This is a genomic window from Collinsella aerofaciens (genome assembly GCF_005845035.1).
Lineage (GTDB): Bacteria > Actinomycetota > Coriobacteriia > Coriobacteriales > Coriobacteriaceae > Collinsella > Collinsella aerofaciens_I.
On the sequence record NZ_SPFO01000022.1, the window covers coordinates 20,312 to 34,094 of the forward strand.

At 63.7% G+C, this 13,783-nt stretch carries 13 protein-coding genes and 1 tRNA gene; 9 read left to right on the plus strand and 5 right to left on the minus strand.

Features of this window, described 5'->3' with window-relative positions:
- The first annotated feature begins 1 nt into the window (after position 1).
- From hisF to hisE, 3 genes are all read left to right on the plus strand, one after another.
- Positions 2-784 (plus strand): imidazole glycerol phosphate synthase subunit HisF, encoded by a 783-nt coding sequence (hisF, locus tag FGQ67_RS08820; RefSeq protein ID WP_138341447.1) that lies wholly within the window; start codon positions 2-4, stop codon positions 782-784.
- Between the two features lie 145 nt (positions 785-929).
- Positions 930-1,262 carry a phosphoribosyl-AMP cyclohydrolase gene (gene hisI / locus FGQ67_RS08825; protein WP_249934439.1) on the plus strand — a complete coding sequence of 111 codons (333 nt, stop codon included), beginning with the start codon at positions 930-932 and terminating at the stop codon, positions 1,260-1,262.
- Between the two features lie 46 nt (positions 1,263-1,308).
- Positions 1,309-1,626, plus strand: a complete 318-nt coding sequence (gene hisE, locus FGQ67_RS08830; protein ID WP_006235893.1) for a phosphoribosyl-ATP diphosphatase — start codon at positions 1,309-1,311, stop codon at positions 1,624-1,626.
- On the opposite strand, the gene FGQ67_RS08835 is transcribed toward hisE, so the two are convergent.
- The 3 genes from FGQ67_RS08835 to FGQ67_RS08845 all read right to left on the minus strand — a co-directional run bounded on the left by FGQ67_RS08835 (position 1,623) and on the right by FGQ67_RS08845 (position 6,760).
- The gene (locus FGQ67_RS08835; protein WP_138341451.1) at positions 1,623-2,534 is read right to left on the minus strand and encodes a PHP domain-containing protein; all 912 of its coding nucleotides are present in this window, start codon (positions 2,532-2,534) and stop codon (positions 1,623-1,625) included. The two genes, hisE and FGQ67_RS08835, sit on opposite strands and share 4 nt — an antisense overlap.
- 246 nt (positions 2,535-2,780) lie before the next feature.
- Complete coding sequence (locus FGQ67_RS08840) at positions 2,781-3,203, minus strand: nitrous oxide-stimulated promoter family protein (RefSeq protein ID WP_138341453.1); 423 nt, start codon at positions 3,201-3,203, stop codon at positions 2,781-2,783.
- Complete coding sequence (locus tag FGQ67_RS08845; RefSeq protein ID WP_138341455.1) at positions 3,203-6,760, minus strand: thiol reductant ABC exporter subunit CydD/CydC; 3,558 nt, start codon at positions 6,758-6,760, stop codon at positions 3,203-3,205. Before FGQ67_RS08845 ends, FGQ67_RS08840 begins: the two co-directional genes overlap by 1 nt.
- Before the next feature lie 384 nt (positions 6,761-7,144).
- Here FGQ67_RS08845 and larC2 point away from each other — a divergent pair, with 384 nt between their 5' ends.
- The 6 genes from larC2 to FGQ67_RS08875 all read left to right on the plus strand — a co-directional run bounded on the left by larC2 (position 7,145) and on the right by FGQ67_RS08875 (position 12,553).
- Positions 7,145-7,630, plus strand: coding sequence for a nickel pincer cofactor biosynthesis protein LarC2 (gene larC2, locus FGQ67_RS08850; protein WP_138341457.1), 486 nt, complete (start codon positions 7,145-7,147; stop codon positions 7,628-7,630).
- 55 nt (positions 7,631-7,685) lie between these two features.
- Positions 7,686-8,234, plus strand: a complete 549-nt coding sequence (yfcE, locus tag FGQ67_RS08855; RefSeq protein WP_138341459.1) for a phosphodiesterase — start codon at positions 7,686-7,688, stop codon at positions 8,232-8,234.
- 2 nt (positions 8,235-8,236) lie between these two features.
- The gene (gene mazG / locus FGQ67_RS08860) at positions 8,237-9,097 is read left to right on the plus strand and encodes a nucleoside triphosphate pyrophosphohydrolase (RefSeq protein WP_138341460.1); all 861 of its coding nucleotides are present in this window, start codon (positions 8,237-8,239) and stop codon (positions 9,095-9,097) included.
- A gap of 189 nt (positions 9,098-9,286) precedes the next feature.
- Positions 9,287-10,576, plus strand: a complete 1,290-nt coding sequence (gene eno / locus FGQ67_RS08865; RefSeq protein WP_138341463.1) for a phosphopyruvate hydratase — start codon at positions 9,287-9,289, stop codon at positions 10,574-10,576.
- 185 nt (positions 10,577-10,761) lie between these two features.
- Positions 10,762-11,523: a hypothetical protein gene (locus FGQ67_RS10295; protein ID WP_249934440.1), complete on the plus strand. Its 762-nt coding sequence runs from the start codon at positions 10,762-10,764 to the stop codon at positions 11,521-11,523.
- Between the two features lie 28 nt (positions 11,524-11,551).
- Entirely contained in the window at positions 11,552-12,553 is a 1,002-nt protein-coding gene (locus FGQ67_RS08875) for a Ppx/GppA phosphatase family protein (protein ID WP_138341465.1), read from the plus strand.
- Between the two features lie 323 nt (positions 12,554-12,876).
- On the opposite strand, the gene FGQ67_RS08880 is transcribed toward FGQ67_RS08875, so the two are convergent.
- Both FGQ67_RS08880 and FGQ67_RS08885 read right to left on the minus strand, forming a co-directional pair.
- Positions 12,877-12,961: transfer RNA gene (locus tag FGQ67_RS08880), tRNA-Leu, on the minus strand.
- Positions 12,962-12,992: 31 nt separating this feature from the next.
- Positions 12,993-13,616: a hypothetical protein gene (locus tag FGQ67_RS08885; RefSeq protein WP_138341467.1), complete on the minus strand. Its 624-nt coding sequence runs from the start codon at positions 13,614-13,616 to the stop codon at positions 12,993-12,995.
- Positions 13,617-13,783 lie beyond the last annotated feature (167 nt).

Here is a 13,783-nt window from a genome sequence, read left to right on the forward strand (position 1 = left end):
CATGCTTACCAAACGCGTAATTCCCTGCCTGGACGTCAAGGACGGCCGTGTGGTCAAGGGCGTCAACTTTGTGAGCTTGCGCGATGCGGGCGATCCGGTGGAGCTGGCGCGTGCCTACGACCGCGAGGGTGCGGACGAGATCGTCTTCCTGGACATTACCGCCACGAGTTACAACCGTGCGACGACTATCGAGATGGCGGCGCATGCGGCCGAGGAGCTCGCCATCCCCTATACCGTGGGCGGTGGCTTTCACGACCTGGCGGGCATGCGAACCATGGTGGCGGCCGGTGCCGACAAGGTGTCGCTCAACTCGGCGGCCGTGCGCGATCCGTCGTTGATCAGCCAGGCCGCCGCGGCGTTTGGTAGCCAGGCCGTGGTCGTGGCGATTGATGCCAAGCGTGTCGGATTGCCCGGCGCATCCGGTGCCGACAAGTGGGAGGTCTTCACGGCGGGCGGTCGCAGCGCCACGGGTATCGATGCGGTGGCGTGGGCCGAGGAGGCGGCTCGTCGCGGCGCCGGTGAGATCTTGCTCACCAGCATGGATCGCGACGGCACCAAGGCTGGCTTCGACCTGGCGCTCACCCGCGCCGTGGCGCGCGCAGTGCCGATTCCCGTCATCGCGAGCGGCGGCGTGGGCACGCTCGAGCATTTTGCCGAGGGCGTGATCGAGGGCGAAGCCGACGCCGTGCTGGCGGCCAGCGTCTTTCACTTTGGAACCTTCAGCATTCGCCAGGTCAAAGAGTATATGGCCTCTCAAGGTATTCCTGTGAGGCTGGACTTCTAATGCTGCGGCTTGCCCGGGCACCCGACCTTCCGGCTCCAACCCTCCTCGCGTACTTAAGTACGCGTCGTCGGGCTTGTCGCTCGGAATCTCGGGCACCTGGACAACCCTCGCCGACCTGTGGGATTTCGTTTATTACTTGGGAGAAATGATGACTGAGGTGGTAAATGCTACCGAGCTCAAATACGACGCCAAGGGGCTGATTCCTTGTGTGGTTCAGCAATATGACACTGGCGAGGTGCTTATGGTTGCCTGGATGAATGAGGAATCGGTGGGGCTGACGCTCAAGACCGGTACCACGTGGTTTTGGAGCCGCAGTCGCCAGGAGCTCTGGAACAAGGGCGCGACGAGCGGCAATATGCAAGCGGTCAAGGAGCTCTGGGCCGACTGCGATAGCGATACGCTGCTGGTCAAGGTCGACTCGCCGGGCCCGGCCTGCCACACCGGCAACCGTACCTGCTTCTTTAAGAAACTCGCGTAGGACGGGCGCTCGACTAGGCGCTTGGCCAACCAGAAAGGATTGAACCATGGGTGTGCGTACCGCGAATGTTCAGGATGGAAATATCGGTGAGACGCTGACGGGCCTGGCCGAGGTGATCCATGGCCGTCGCGATGCGTCGCCCCAGGAGAGCTATACCGCTCGCCTGCTGACCGATGTCGAGGACGAGCTGCTCAAGAAGCTTGCCGAGGAGGCGAGCGAGGTGATCATGGCCTGCAAGGATAACGATCACGATCACATCCGCTACGAGGCCGGCGATCTGGTCTACCACCTGCTCGTGACGCTCGAGCGCTACGGTATCACCCTCGACGAGCTAGCCGGCGAACTCAACGCCCGCCGCCACTAGGCCAGGGGCGTGGGTTCCCATTCGCCGCTAGCGTGAGGAACGTCGAAGGTTCGGTAGCCACAGTCGTAGGCATGGGCCTGGGCTTCGCGGATGTTCCAGCAGATGTCGCAGGCGCGATGTGCGTCCGAGCCAAAGGTAATGGGCACCTCGGCGTGGGCGAAGCAGTGCAAAAGGCCGGTTGCGGGATAGTAGTCGTCGAGGCCCTTGCGCGGTGCGGCGGTCGAGACCTCAACGCGGCGGCCCGTATCGTGGGCGCACTCTGCCATCTGCTCCCAGAACGGCGCGGGGTCAAAGTTAGGCGCAAGGCCTTCCTTCGAAAAACGCATGACCAGGTCGGGATGGGCCATCACGTCAAAGTTGAGCGAACTTTCGCAGGCACGGCACCAGTCGTCGACGTAGCGCTTCCATACGCCACGTACCCCCAGGTTCTCCCAGACGTGCAGGTTGGTGTCGTCGTCGATCCAACCGCAGAGTGAATCGGGCGTATCGGGGCGAGCGACGTCTTCCGTTCCCGGCGTGCCCGCGGCTCCGGCCATGATGTCGCCGGGGTCGCCGATCCAATGTACGCTGCCCAGGCGCACCACGGCGCCATCGGACCAGCGCTCAACCAAGGGCTCGCAGCCTTCGTACCAATCGCATTCAAAACCGTAGATAAAGGTGAGCTCCGGCGCGATCTGCGCGGCGAGCTTGCGGGCGTCCTCAAATGCCAGGCGATGTGCCGGCAGGTTGCCCTCGACGACCTGCACCTCGCAGTTGGCGTCCATGCTGGCAGGCAGGGTGAGGTGGTCGGTCGAGACCATGACCTGACATCCGGCGGCGGTAGCGGCGCGGACGTTTTCCTCAAACGAGGCATGTCCGTCCGAAAACGAGGTGTGGGTATGGCAATCGACCAGCGGACATGCGGACATGGCGGCTCCTTTGCAGTTGGCGAATCCGCTCCATTGTAACGGCGCGGCTCCCAACGCACCGGGCACGCCGGGGGCCGAAATCGACTGGAAAGGCTAGGCAGCGCATGAGGTCCGTCGCGCGACATCGGCCCCGCTCCAAAACATGTACGTCAGCCTCCAAAACCGACAAAAAATGACATGTTTGGAGGCTGACGTACACATTTGAGATGAAGGCGAGGGACGCACCGGCGCACATCAACCCGACGGCTACCTGCTCCGCTTCGCCGCTCGTTTGGACTGTACGGTCACCATCGCGTGGCGTATGGCGGTGATGGGTCGATAGAAGATCATGCGCGGTCCCGACCAGCGCATGACCTCGCGGATCTTCTCGCGCATGGCAGGCCGGTAACAATGCGAAGGACAGGCCGAGCAAAACGTCTTGGTGCCCATATGCGGGCAGCGTTCAATGCGTGCGACAGCGTATTCTCGCAGCTCAGCGCATTCGGGGCAGAGGGTGATGGCCCGAAATCCAAGCTTCACGCGCGCGGGCGCATCGCCGCTGGCAGTCTGCTCGCCCACACGCCCGCGGCCATGATGCCCGCGACACCACAGCGCGATCATCTGCGACACCATCTGGGCCTCGCGCGCACGCTTGCCCGCCAGCTCCGGCGTGTCGGCCGGGCGCGCCATTAGCTGAGCCTCCCGTGTTCGACCGAAAGCGAGCGATCGGCAAACGCGCAGGTGCTGGCACGGTGGCTCACCAGCACGATGGTCTTGCCGCGGCGCTTGAGCTCGTCGACTGCCTGCATCACGGCTGCCTCGTTGAGGGCATCGAGCGCGCTCGTGGGTTCGTCGAGCAAAATGAAGGGCGCGTCGTTGAGGAAGATGCGCGCGAGGCCGATGCGCTGACGCTCGCCGCCCGAGAGCGAGTCGCCCAGCTCGGCGACGGGGGTGTCGAGGCCCTGCGGCAGGCGGTCGATGAGCGCGGTGAGCGAGGCGGACTGGCAGGCGTCGAGCAGCTCGGCATCGGTGGCGTCGGCACGCGCGACGAGCAGGTTCTCGCGCACGGTGCCACAGAACAGGTGCGTGTCCTGGGTCATATAGGCCTCGTGGCTGCGCAAGCTCGCCGTGTTGATACGACGGGCATCGACGCAGCTTACCGTGATGGCACCGGCGGTGGGGTCCCAAAAGCGCATGAGCAGCTTGAGCAGCGTCGATTTGCCCGAACCCGAGCGCCCCATGATGCAGGTCATGGTGCCGGGCGCAAAGGTGCAGGTCACGTCGTCGAGGATGAGGCTTGCGGCCGTCTCGCCCGCCGCCTGTCCCGCATCGTCGGCACCCGCGCCACCCACATAGCTAAAGCTCACATGTTCGGCAGCGGCACCGGCGAACTCCACGTTCTGGCCGTCCGTGACCTCGGCACACTGGGGCTGCTCGTCGAGCAGATCGAGCACGCGCGTGCCCGAGGCGAGCGTTTCCTGCAGCGAGGCACCCAGACGACTCACGGCCATTACCGAGCCAAAGGACGAAACAAAGGTGAAAACGGCGACAAATGCCGCGGCGAAATCAATCGTCCCCGCAGCCACCAGCTGCAGCGCACGTCCGAGCATCACCAGGTTGGCAACGAGGATGAGCGCGTCGGCCGCCGCCTCGCTGGCTGCCTGGCGGCGCTTGAGGCGTGCATCCACGGCGCCGACTTGCTCGGTCAGCTCGCTCAGAGCGCGGCTGCGATCGGCGCCGCCGGCAAACTGGATGGTCTCGGACGCGCCGCGCAGGCTGTCGAGCACAAAGGCGCCCAGCTTGCCTGCTCCCTCGCGGCTCTGGCGACCGGTGGTGCCGCATGCCTTGGCCGAGACCAGGGGCAGCAGCACGCCCAGGACCGCGTAGGCCACAAGCGCGATGCCGGCGAGCTCAGGGCTTACGGCCAGCAAGAAGCTCTCAAAGACAGCGGTGCAGACCAAGGCGATGACAATGGGCGAGATGGTGTGTGCATAGAAGACCTCGAGCAGCTCGATATCCGAGGTGACGAGGCTCACGAGCTCACCCTTGCCGCGGCCCTCGAGCTTGGCGGGTGCCAGCTGGCGCAGGGCTCCAAACACCAGGTCGCGGATGTGCGCGAGCAGGCGGAAGGCGATGTAATGGTTGCAGAGCTGCTCGCCATAGTGGAGCGGTCCGCGTGCGATACCGCAGACGGCGCAGGCCGCGCATGCGCCAACAAGACCCAACCCCAGGGCGTTGTGACCCAAGGCGGCCATAAGTCCAAAGGCACCAAACGCCGGGACAAATGCGGCGGTAAGCATGCCGATGCTGCCCAGGGCGACGGCCAGCACGAGCCATCCGACCAGCGGGCGCACGAGTCCCATCATGCGCCACATGATGGACGGAGCCGAGCGGCGAGCGTGGCCGGAGCCCGGTGCTGCGGCGGCATCAGCCACGCCGGCGTTGTCGCGGCTGCCAGCGCAAACGCCATCGCCCTCGGCAGCCTCTGCCGCGGCAACATCCTCAGTGCCGTCCTCGGCATACGCATACGCCGAGAGCTGCTCCTGACTATTCCACATGCGCGCATAGACGCCCGCGTCCGCCAGAAGCTCGTCGTGAGTCCCGCGCTCGGCAATGCGACCGCGCTCCAGCACCAGAATCTGGTCGGCGTCGACAATCGTCGACAGGCGATGCGCCACCACGATCACGGTGTGATCGCCGGCGAGCGACGCGATGACCTCGCCAATCGCCGCCTCGCTTGCGGCATCGACGTTGCTCGTAGCCTCGTCAAACACATAGATCGGCGAGTCGTGCAGCAGGGCGCGGGCCATGCACACGCGTTGGCGCTGGCCGCCCGAAAGGTTGGTGCCGCCCTCGTTAATCACCATGTCGAGCCCGCCGTTGGCCTGCACAAAGGCCGCCACGCGCGTGCGGTCGAGCGCGCGCAAAAGCTCGGTATCGGTGGCATTGGGCTGGGCGAGCAGCAGGTTGTCGCGCAAGGTGCCGGCAAACAGGTAGCCGTTGGTGGGCACCAGGGTGACGGCGCGCATGAGTGAGGCGGCCGTGACATCGCGCAGCTCGACGCCGCCGATGCGCACGCTGCCACGGTAGGCACCCTTGCGGCCCGCGATAATCCCTGCGAGCGTGGACTTGCCGCCGCCGCTTTCGCCCACGAGTGCCACGAGCGAGCCGTGCGCAATGGTCGCGCTGGCGCTGTCCAGCACCGTGCGGTCACCGTATGCGTAGCTCACGCCCGCGAGCTCGATATCGCCGCGACCGTCAAGCTCAACATCGCCGCGCTCGGGCTCGGGCGTATCCAGGATGCCAAACATGCGTCGTGAGGCCGCCATGCCGTTCATGGCCGTGTGAAACAGCGAACCCAAGCGGCGCATGGGCAAAAAGAACTCCTGCGACAGAAAGACGATGAGGAAGGCCGCCTCAAAGCCAATCTTGCCCGTGGCGAGCTGCAGCACGGCTACGATAATGCCGAGCGCGGCGCCCATATAGACGACCAGGTCCATAACGCAAATGGAGCGCAGCTGCATCACCAGCAGGCGCATGGTCGCTGTGCGGAAACGCTCGGACTCGGCGTTGATGCGCTCGTGCCAGCTGCGATCGGCCTGGTAGACCTTAAGGGTGGTGAGACCCTGCACGGCCTCCAGGAACATGCCGCCCAGATCGACATAGCTGCCCCAGTACTCGGCACCGATCTTTTTGGCGTTGCGCATGACCATCATGATGGAGATGGGGATGACCGGAACGCAGGCGAGCAGCAGCGCGGCGGGAAGACCCGCTTGGCCTGCGAGCAGCACGAACAGCGTGATGGGTGCCAAGGCAGAAAAAAAGAGCTGCGGCAGGTAGCCGCCAAAGTACACCTGGAGTTGCGTGGCGCCCTCGACGCTGGTCTGTACGGCCTCGGCGGTGGGGACGGTCTCGGTGTAGGACGGGCCCAGCGCGGTGAGCTTGTCGTAGACGAGCGAACGCACGCGGCGAACGGCCTCGAAGGCGGCCTTGTCGCCGGAGCGCTGCGCCAGATAGATGGCAGCGGTACGCACGATGATGGCGGCGGCGAGCGGCAAGGCCGTCTGTGCGAGGGCGTCGACGGCGAGCGCGGCGGAAAGACCGTCCGTGACGATGCCGCCCAAGATGCGCGCAAGCACCCACATCACCGTGATGTTTGCCATGAGCGCGATCCACTTAAACAGGACGCTTGCCATAATGTAGGGCGTTGCCTGCGGAACCAGGGAGAAGAGCCGCTTCTCGAACATGAAACCTCCTATGCCGTAACGGTGCCGGGCGGGGTCCTCGGCAGCCGCTTAGTTAGCCAAATGCAACTAGAGTAACATCGTGCAGCGGGTAAGTATGCCGAGGGTTATTTTTTGGCCGATGAACTGCGTAGAAAGTTCAAAATTGTTGAGTGCGGCGAACTTTGTGGTGGACGGAGTGCAGGCGCAATTCTGATCGCGTACGGCCCCGCTCCAAAACATGTACGTCAGCCTCCAAAACCGACAAAAAATGACATGTTTGGAGGCTGATGTACATGTTTAGATAGGGGCGAGGGCGGCGATGGACGAAAGTCATGCCTGTGCCACGTCCGATGTGCTAGCGTTTGGGTGAACAAAACGAGCCCGCGCTGAAAGGATCCGGACCGTATGCCATGCGATAGCAAATCTCCGCTGTCCCGCGAGACCGATGCGCCCGAAACCATCGTCAAGCTGGAGTGCGACATCGACGATGCGTCGCCCGAGGTACTCGCCTATGCCGCCGACCGCTTGCGCGAGGCGGGTGCCCGCGAAGTGCACTGGCTGCCCCTCTACTGCAAAAAAGGTCGTCCCGGCTGGCAGCTGCAGGTAATCTGCGCCCGCGAGGACATTGACCGTCTGCAGATGATCATCTTTTTGGAAACCACGACCAACGGCATTCGTCGCCAGGTGATGGAACGCGTCTGTCTGCCGCGTCGTTTTGAGCAGGTGGCGACGCCTTGGGGCGAGGTGGCCGTCAAAGTAGCCACCCTGCCCGACGGCAGTGAGCGTGCGGCGCCCGAGTACGAGGACTGCTCCCGCCTCGCTCGCGAGCACAACGTGCCGCTCCAACGCGTGATGCAGGCGGCCCAGAGCGCGGCGCTGCGATTTGAATAGCGCGGCCGGCGACATTCCGCGCCCAGTCATATCAACCCCACCCGAAAGGACCACCATGAAATACCTCATCGCTTCCGACATTCACGGCTCGGCATATTGGACCGAACGCCTGGTCGCCGCCATCGAGTCCGAGCACCCCGACCGCATCGTGCTGCTGGGCGACCTGCTCTACCACGGCCCGCGCAACAACCTGCCGCGCGACTACGCCCCCAAGCGTGTGATTCCGCTGCTCAACGCCCTGGCCGACCGCATCATCGCGGTGCGCGGCAACTGTGACGCCGAGGTCGACCAGATGGTGCTCGACTTCCCCGTTATGGCGGACTACGCCACGCTGTTCGACGAGACCGGCCGCGAGCTGTTCCTGACGCATGGCCACGTCTTTGGCGCCGGCATGCACAACAGCGTCGACCACACGCCCGCGCTGCCCGAGGGCTCCGCGCTCGTCTACGGCCATACGCACATCAAGATCAACGAGGAGAGCGCCGCGCACCCGGGCCTGTGGCTTTTCAACCCCGGCAGCGTGAGCATTCCCAAGGACGGTACGCACAGCTACGGCATCTACGAGGGCGGCACGTTCCGCCACGTGGTCATGGAGGAGGAGTAGCCATGGCGCAGCACATGGCTCAGCAAAATGCCGAGGGCTCGCGCGATCTGTCCACGCTGGTAGACGCGTCGACCGAGCTGCAGCATCTGGTGCAGACTATCTGGCGTCTGCGTCAGCCCGATGGCTGCCCGTGGGACCGTGAGCAGACGCACCGCAGCATTGGCAAGAACATGATCGAGGAGGCCTACGAGGCGCTCGACTGCATCGAGGCGGACGACGCGGTTCACCTACGCGAGGAGCTGGGCGACGTGCTCATGCAGGTAGTGCTGCATGCGCAGATTGCGGCCGACGCCGGCGAGTTTACACTGGCCGACGTGGCGCGCGATATCGACGCCAAGCTCATTCGTCGCCACCCGCACGTGTTTGGCGATGCGGATGCCGACAGCTCCGAAGAGGTGCTCAAGATTTGGGACGAGGTCAAGCTTGCCGAGAAGGCCGCCAAGGACAAGGCCGTGGCGGCGGGTGAGGCCACGCCCGAGGGCCTGCTCGACGGCGTGCCCACGCATCTGCCGGCGCTGATGCAGGCTCAGAAGGTCTCGCGCAAGGCAGCTGCCGTGGGCTTTGAGTGGGAGACGGTCCAGGATGTGTGGGACGAGGTCGCCGAGGAGCGTGCCGAGTTTGAGGCCGAGGCCCCTGGCTCGCCCGAGCGCGAGATGGAGTTTGGCGACCTGCTCTTTGCCTTGGTCAACGTCGCGCGCAAGGAGGGCATTGACGCCGAGAGCGCCCTTCGTGCCAGCACGGCAAAGTTCCGCCGCCGCTGGGCCGCGATGGAGCAGATGGCGGCCGATGCCCACGTGGATCTTGCCGAGCTTTCGACCCACGGCCTCAACGACCTGTGGGATGCCGCAAAGGCGGAGGAGTAAGACTGCGGGAACGACGGGCTGACATGCCTCATCGTTCCCGCTAAATTTTTCGAAAATCAAGTGTATCCCTCGGCTAACTTAGGGCATAATGCAAAAAGTGCGACATGGCTAACTTACGGAGGCGCACCAATGGTGCGCAGTCGGCCAGTCGCTTGCATCCACTACGTTTCCAAGTGAGAGGGAGACAACATGAGTGATATTTTGGACGTCTACGGTCGCGAAGTGCTCGACAGCCGCGGCAACCCCACCGTCGAGGTCGAGGTCGTGCTCGAGGACGGCAGCTTCGGCCGCGCGATGGTGCCTTCGGGCGCTTCGACCGGCGCCTTTGAGGCATGCGAGCTGCGCGATGGCGACAAGGGCCGCTATCTGGGCAAGGGCGTCTCGCAGGCCGTCGAGCACGTCAACAACGAGTGTGCCGACGCCGTCGTGGGCCTCGATGCCTTCGATCAGCGCGCCGTCGATGCTGCGCTGATCGCCGCGGACGGTACCCCCAACAAGACCAAGCTCGGCGCCAACGCCATCCTGGGCGTGTCGCTGGCCGTCGCCCGCGCCGCGGCCGAGTCGGCGGGCCTGTCGCTGTACCAGTACCTGGGCGGCGTCAACGCCCACCTGCTGCCCACGCCCATGATGAACATCCTCAACGGCGGCGTGCATGCCGACAACAACGTGGACTTCCAGGAGTTCATGATCATGCCGGTGGGCGCCCCGAGCTTTGCCGAGGGCCTGCGCTGGTGCGCCGAGGTCTACCACACCCTCAAGGGCGTGCTGCACGAGGCCGGCCTGGGCGGCGGCGTGGGCGACGAGGGCGGCTTCGCACCCAACCTCAAGACCAATGCCGAGCCGTTCGAGTACATTACCAAGGCCGTGGAGAAGGCCGGCTTTAAGCCCGGCGTCGACTTCATGTATGCCATGGACCCGGCCTCGACCGAGTTCTACAACGCCGAGACCGGCATGTACGAGCTCAAGGGCGAGGGCGTTGAGTACACGAGCGCCCAGATGGTCGATTATTGGGAGAAGCTCGTCGACACCTATCCCATCATCTCCATCGAGGACGGCATGGCCGAGGAGGACTGGGACGGCTGGGTCGAGCTTACCCGCCGCATTGGCAACAAGGTGCAGCTGGTGGGCGACGACCTGTTCGTCACCAACACCGGGCGTCTCAAGAAGGGCATCGAGCTGGGTGCCGCCAATGCGATCCTGGTTAAGGTCAACCAGATCGGCACGCTCACCGAGTCGCTCGAGGCCATCGAGACCGCCAAGGAGGCCGGCTACGCCTGCATCGTGAGCCACCGCTCCGGCGAGACCGAGGACTCCACCATCGCCGACCTGGTCGTGGGCGTCAACGCCGGCCAGATCAAGTCGGGCGCCCCGTGCCGCAGCGACCGCATTGCCAAGTACAACCAGCTCATCCGTATCGAGGACGAGCTCGAGGGCAGTGCGCGCTACGCCGGCAAGGCCGCGTTCTACAACATCCGCTAAGACAAGTGGTGTTGCGGGGGCGGGGTTGACTCGGCTCCGCCCACTTCTGATGGCCGCCATTGGGCGCTGGACCGTGTGGCTCAGCGCCTTTTTTATGTCGAGCAAAGGCTGCCGAAGGCGTTGCGCGCGCTCGTGCTATAACTAGAATACTTAGCGCAAACAAACCTCAACCGCACAAGGCGCACATGGATCAGATTTACGACAACAGGTACTATTCCGCCGGTTCGCGTGAGCCGTCGTCCCGTCGCGCACGTATGGTGCAGCTCGGCGGGTCCGCTTACGCCAGCGCCGATCGCTCGGCGCGGCGCCCGACGAGTGCCTCGCGCCCCAGTGCTCAAATGAATACCTCGGCAGACAGCCCGGTGCGTCCGTCGCGCTCGGCGCACGCATCGCGTCCCTCGACTCAGGCACACGACAGGTCGAGCAGGGCCTCGAGCCGTCTTTCGGGCTCGGACTTTATGCACTACGCCAACGACAACGCGGTGGTCAAGGCGATTTACGACTTTACCCACGGACCACAGCGTGTTCTGTTCATCGGTATCGTCGTGGCGTTGGCGCTCGTGAGCCTGTATTTCCCCGTGCGCGACCTGTACGTGGCCAAGCGTTCGAGCGACATCTTGGCCAAGCAGGTCGAGATTCGCGAGCAATACAATGACGAGCTGCAAAAAAGCGTCGACAAACTGCTCTCGGAGGAGGGCATTAAGGATGCGGCGACCGAGGACCTGGGCCTGGTGATGCCCGGCGAGACCAAGATCGACGTGCTGGGCCTGGACGACGATTCGGACTCGTCGTCGAGTAAGAAGTCGTCGAACGCCAAGAAGGCCAGCGAAGTGGCCAAGGAGATCGAGGAAGTCGGCAAGGACGCGCCGTGGTACATTCAGGCGCTCGATATGCTGTTTGGTTTTAACGGCGTCGAGGGTCAGACGGTCGCGTCCAGCGGCGAATAGGCGAGTAGCGCCCGGAGGGGGGCCCGCAATGGCAGATTGCAAACGATATAAGGTGGCGGCGATCGACCTGGGAACGGTGTCATCGCGACTGGTGTTGGCGCAGGTCGAGGCCGGGGCGATCGTGGATTCGTCCAAGCATACCGAGATTACCGACCTGGGCGAGGGTGTGGACGCGACGGGTCGCTTTTGCGAGGCGGCGGTCGAGCGCGTGCTCGCTGCATGCCGCATGTTTGTGGACGAGGCGCGTGCCTTTGGGGCCGCGTGCATTTGCACCACATGCACGAGCGCCGCGCGCGACGCATCCAATGCCGCACTGCTGCTGGACGGTCTGCGTGAGCTGGGGCTCGAACCGCAGGTGATTCCGGGCGAGGTCGAGGCGCACCTGACGTTTTTTGGCGTGGCGCACGACTTTGCCGGCGAGCGCATCATTGTTGCCGATTCGGGCGGCGGATCCACGGAGCTCGCGACGGGCGTCTATGCGCCGGAGCGTGGGGTCTTTGCGCTGGAGGGCACGCGTTCGCTGGACATCGGTTGTCGCCGTGTGACGGAGCGATTTTTCTTGGCACTGCCGCCCGCACGCGGCGAGCTTACTGCCGCTGCCGCGTGGGCGGGCGAGCAGTTCGCTGCCTATTTTGAGGGCCTGCCGAGCAATTTTGAGCGCGCCGAACGCTTGGTCGCAGTGGGTGGCACCGTCACCACACTCGTGGCGCTCGTTCATGAGCTGGAACCGTACGATTCGAGCTTTGTGCACCTGCGCGAGCTTTCGCTGGATCAGGTTTCGGCCGCTATCGAGCGCATGTCTGCGTTGGATGCGGACGGCATCGCCGCTCTACCGGGTGTACAGCCCAAACGCGCGGGCGTGATCTTGGCTGGTGCCGTGGTAATCCGCGAGCTTATGCGAGCCGGCGGCTACAAGACGCTCACTGTAAGCGAGAACAGCTTACTCGCCGGCATGGCCGCCACCATCAACGAGGCTCTCGACGGTGCGACCCCCACCATCTCCTGGACCCCAGAGCTCAGCACCCTCTAAATAAGTTGCGGTGAAATAGTTCCTAAATAAGCTGGTAAACGGTATAAACAGGATCTATTCCACCGCAACTTCTAAGGGACCGAAGCTGTCTTTTTGGCCCGTCCTAAATTAGTTGGCTTTCTGAAGCGCGGGGCGGTGGGACGTCTGCGTATTTGCTGCGCAAATCCGCACCGGCTTCGGACGCCTGCTGGCGCCCTCGCCGGCTCGCTGCGGACGCTGCGCGTCCGCTTGACGCTCGCCCCCCCCTCGCGGGTTCGAGTCCCACCGGCATCTAAAAGAAGTAAGCCCGCATCCCTTGGGGACACGGGCTCGAAAGCTCCATATGGTAGGGGCGGTGGGACTCGAACCCACAATCCTTGCGGCGAGAGATTTTAAGTCTCCTGCGTATGCCAATTCCGCCACGCCCCCGTGAGACTAGAAGTCTAGCACAAGCCGTCCGTTACGCGTTGACGGCCATCGAGTGTTGCCCCGACTTCTCCAGGAACTCCTGGAACTTGGCTTCGTCGCCCTTGTTCTTGTACTGCAGAGCCAACAGATACTCCAAGCGGCAGCTCTTGACCTTGTCGTCACCGGCCTCCTTGAGCATGCGCTCCAGCTCGGGAATGTCGTTGTGGCGCTTGAGGATCATCGTGTCGTACATCAGTTGGCATTCGTGTGCGACTGCCTCGGCCTGGCCGCCCTCAAAGCCTTTGATCTCGTGCAGCAGCTCCTTGGACTTTTTGCGGTCCTCCTGGCCAACGTAGTAGTTAAAGGCCTTAATCACCAGGTCGACGCGCTGCATCTTGGGCAGATTGAGTCCCAGCAGCAAATCGAACATCTCGTCGGCGCGCTTGTGGTCCTCGCGCAGCAGATAGGAGTTCAGGCGCAGGTAGTCGCGGTTATAGCGCGGGTACAGCATGCTGGTGAGTTTGCCATCGAGCAAACGATCGAACTCGTCCCACTGCTTGGCGGCCATCAACTGCTGCAGACGCTTGAACGTGGTGCGTTTTTTGACGCTAAAGAACACCGACACGGCGATGCAGATGATAACGACGGCGGTCCAGAGGGTGCGGGAATCGGGCATTTCAGAGTCCTTAGTCGCTCTTAAAGCGAGCGGTATGACAACACGTACTAGATGTATTATACGCAGCGTGCAAGCAAACTGGCATAAAAGGGTTGATTTCCGATCTCAGCCGAACACATTGAGCAAATAGGCCATTCCCGCAGCTAGCCGAACGCCCCCGCGGCCCC

Excerpts from the sequence above, each read along its gene's own strand:
- hisF (WP_138341447.1), top strand. The coding sequence starts at position 2 with ATGCTTACCAAACGCGTAATTCCCTGCCTGGACGTCAAGGACGGCCGT.
- hisI (WP_249934439.1), top strand. The coding sequence starts at position 930 with ATGATGACTGAGGTGGTAAATGCTACCGAGCTCAAATACGACGCCAAG.
- hisE (WP_006235893.1), top strand. The coding sequence starts at position 1,309 with ATGGGTGTGCGTACCGCGAATGTTCAGGATGGAAATATCGGTGAGACG.
- FGQ67_RS08835 (WP_138341451.1), bottom strand. The coding sequence starts at position 2,534 with ATGTCCGCATGTCCGCTGGTCGATTGCCATACCCACACCTCGTTTTCG.
- FGQ67_RS08840 (WP_138341453.1), bottom strand. The coding sequence starts at position 3,203 with ATGGCGCGCCCGGCCGACACGCCGGAGCTGGCGGGCAAGCGTGCGCGC.
- FGQ67_RS08845 (WP_138341455.1), bottom strand. The coding sequence starts at position 6,760 with ATGTTCGAGAAGCGGCTCTTCTCCCTGGTTCCGCAGGCAACGCCCTAC.
- larC2 (WP_138341457.1), top strand. The coding sequence starts at position 7,145 with ATGCCATGCGATAGCAAATCTCCGCTGTCCCGCGAGACCGATGCGCCC.
- yfcE (WP_138341459.1), top strand. The coding sequence starts at position 7,686 with ATGAAATACCTCATCGCTTCCGACATTCACGGCTCGGCATATTGGACC.
- mazG (WP_138341460.1), top strand. The coding sequence starts at position 8,237 with ATGGCGCAGCACATGGCTCAGCAAAATGCCGAGGGCTCGCGCGATCTG.
- eno (WP_138341463.1), top strand. The coding sequence starts at position 9,287 with ATGAGTGATATTTTGGACGTCTACGGTCGCGAAGTGCTCGACAGCCGC.
- FGQ67_RS10295 (WP_249934440.1), top strand. The coding sequence starts at position 10,762 with ATGGATCAGATTTACGACAACAGGTACTATTCCGCCGGTTCGCGTGAG.
- FGQ67_RS08875 (WP_138341465.1), top strand. The coding sequence starts at position 11,552 with ATGGCAGATTGCAAACGATATAAGGTGGCGGCGATCGACCTGGGAACG.
- FGQ67_RS08885 (WP_138341467.1), bottom strand. The coding sequence starts at position 13,616 with ATGCCCGATTCCCGCACCCTCTGGACCGCCGTCGTTATCATCTGCATC.